Annotated in this window: 2 protein-coding genes; one reads left to right on the top strand and one right to left on the bottom strand. The window is 62.4% G+C overall.

The genetic code is table 11. From position 1 onward, the window contains the following. Positions 1–68 precede the first annotated feature (68 nt). On the bottom strand, positions 69–1268 hold the full coding sequence (gene tyrS, locus AACR77_RS08625; RefSeq protein WP_039040151.1) for a tyrosine--tRNA ligase: 1200 nt from the start codon (positions 1266–1268) through the stop codon (positions 69–71). A gap of 114 nt (positions 1269–1382) precedes the next feature. Here tyrS and AACR77_RS08620 point away from each other — a divergent pair, with 114 nt between their 5' ends. After that, on the top strand, positions 1383–2693 hold the full coding sequence (locus AACR77_RS08620; protein WP_041212599.1) for a peptidoglycan DD-metalloendopeptidase family protein: 1311 nt from the start codon (positions 1383–1385) through the stop codon (positions 2691–2693). Positions 2694–2740: the final 47 nt, after the last annotated feature.

Genomic DNA, 2740 nt, shown 5'->3' with positions numbered 1-2740 from the left:
ACTGGGGCGCCCCATGCAACACGTAATTGGGACATAGCCTTTCTTATGGCTGCGCCGCAGGTGGCGACTTACTTCACGGTCACCCGGGCAAACTTGCGCTTGCCGACCTGGTAGACGGCGGTACCGGCACCGATGAGGGCCTTGCCATCGTCCAGCTTCTCGCCATCCACCTTGACCGCGCCCTGCTTGATCATCCGCAGCGCTTCGGAGGTGGTGGCCACCAGATCGGCGTCTTTGAGCAGGTTGGCGATGGCCAGCCCTTCCCCTTCCAGTGCCAGCTCGACTTCCGGCATGTCGTCCGGAATGGCGTTCTTGGAGAAGCGCTGGGTGAAGTCTTCGTGGGCCGCTTCGGCCGCCGCCTCGTCGTGATAACGGGCGATGATCTCCTTGGCCAGCCAGATCTTCACGTCGCGCGGGTTAAGGGTGCCGGCAGCAATGCCTGCCTTGAACTCTTCAATCTCGGCGAGCGGACGGAAGGAGAGCAGCTCGTAGTAGTTCCACATCAGATCGTCGGTGATGGACATGATCTTGCCGAACATCTCCCCCGGGGCGTCGTGTACGCCGATGTAGTTGGCAGCGGACTTGGACATCTTCTTGACACCGTCCAGGCCTACCAGCAGCGGCATCATCAGCACGCACTGGGTCGCCATGCCCGCATCTTTTTGCAGCTCGCGACCCATCAGCAGGTTGAACTTCTGATCGGTACCGCCCAGCTCGACGTCCGCCTTCAGCGCGACCGAGTCATAGCCTTGCAGCAGCGGATAGAGGAATTCGTGAATGGCGATGGACTGGCCGTTGCTGTAGCGCTTCTTGAAGTCGTCGCGCTCCATCATGCGGGCCACGGTCTGCTTGGCCGCCAGCTTGATCATGCCGGTCGCGCCCAGCTCACTCAGCCAGGTGGAGTTGTACTCGATGCGGGTCTTGGCCGGGTCGAGGATCTTGAACGCCTGCTCGGCATAGGTGAGGGCGTTGTGCTTGATGGCCTCTTCGGAGAGCGGCGGACGGGTGGCGTTCTTGCCGGAGGGGTCACCCACCATGGCGGTGAAGTCACCGATCAGCAGGATCACTTCATGGCCCAGATCCTGGAAGGTCTTCAGCTTGTTGAGGATCACGGTATGACCCAGGTGGATGTCCGGCGCGGTCGGGTCCATCCCCAGCTTGATGCGCAGGGGGCGCCCTTCCTTCAACTTGGCGATCAGTTCTTCTTCAACCAGAATTTCTTCCGCTCCGCGCTTGATCTCGGCTAGCGCCACCTCGAGCTGGGACATTTTTTGACTCTCCAATCACGATTCCACAGGGCCAGACATATTACTGGAATGGCGGGCCAATTGGAAAGGCGGTAAACTCCGACCTTCTTCCGGGTTCAACTTTGTCTGCTTCTCATGGTCCTTTGGCACGCCTTCAACTCTCTCCCTCACTGGCACCGCAAGATGGTGCTTATCCTGAGCATCATGGTGATGATGCTGGCGGCCTGGCCGAGCGAACAGGCGGTCGCCACCCGGGTCGATGACAACGACAACGAACTGGCCGTCGAGCAGCAGGTCGACGAGGAGGCGCAGCTGGCACGGGCCGAGCCCGTCACCCCGCCCAAACCGCGCTATGTCACCAGACAGGTGAAAGTGCGCAGCGGCGACAACATGGGGGTCATCTTCCAGCGCCTGGGCCTCAGTACCACGGATCTGCACCTCATCGACCAGCTCGAGGGCACGGATACCCTGCGCCTGCTCAAGCCCGGTCAGGAGCTCACCTTCAAGCTCACCAAGGGCGGCGAGCTGCACAGCCTCTATTACCCCCACAGCCTGGAGCAGGCGCTCAAGGTGAACCGCCGGGATGACGGCTTCGTGGCCAGGCCGGTGAAGATCGAGCTCGACACCCGCGAACAGGTGGCCCAGGGGGAAATCCGCTCCAGCTTCTGGGGCGCCGCCGTCGAAGCGGGCATGACGGAAGACCAGATCATGGATCTCGCCGCCATCTTCGGCTGGGACATCGACTTTGCCCAGGACCTGCAGCCGGGGGACAGCTTCCGGGTGGTCTACCAGGACAAATACCAGGATGACGAGCGGGTTGCTTCCGGCGACATTCTGGCCGCCGAGTTCGTCAACCAGGGGGCCATCTACCGTGCCGTGCTGAACACGGATGGCAACTACTACACCCCGGACGGCAAGGCGATGCGCAAGAGCTTCCTGCGCGCACCGGTCAACTTCAAATACATCAGCTCCAACTTCAATCCGCGCCGCCTTCACCCGGTCACCGGCAAGGTGCGTCCCCACAACGGCATCGACTACGTGGCGCCGGTGGGGACCCCCATCATGGCGGCGGGCGGCGGCAGCGTGGTGGCCGCCGGCTACAACCAGTTCAACGGCAACTACGTCTTCATCAAGCACGCGGGCAACTACGTGACCAAGTACCTGCACCTCTCCAAGCGCACCGTCAACAAGGGGCAGCGAGTGAAGCAGGGGCAGACCATCGGCCTGCTCGGCGGCACCGGCCGGGTCACAGGCCCGCACCTGCACTATGAGTTCGTGGTGGGCGGCGTACACAAGAACCCGCGCACCCTCAACCTGCCCCAGGCGGAGTCTCTCAGCGGGCGGGCGCTGGCCAGCTTCAAGGCCCAGGCCATGCCCCAGCTGGCCAAGCTGGACAGCCCCGAGCTGCAACTGGCCAGAAACAAGGGCAACGGCGACGACAGCTGACCGCTGTCGACCAAGGTGGAACACGGTATCAGACCGTTCCTCTGCAT

It is taken from the genome of Aeromonas sp. ZOR0002, from assembly GCF_963866995.1.
GTDB classification, from domain to species: domain Bacteria; phylum Pseudomonadota; class Gammaproteobacteria; order Enterobacterales; family Aeromonadaceae; genus Aeromonas; species Aeromonas caviae.
This window is presented reverse-complemented; position numbering and strand designations above follow the sequence as displayed.

What these genes read in the sequence shown, in the direction of transcription:
- tyrS (WP_039040151.1), bottom strand. Translation starts at nt 1,268, where the DNA reads ATGTCCCAGCTCGAGGTGGCGCTAGCCGAGATCAAGCGCGGAGCGGAA.
- AACR77_RS08620 (WP_041212599.1), top strand. Translation starts at nt 1,383, where the DNA reads ATGGTCCTTTGGCACGCCTTCAACTCTCTCCCTCACTGGCACCGCAAG.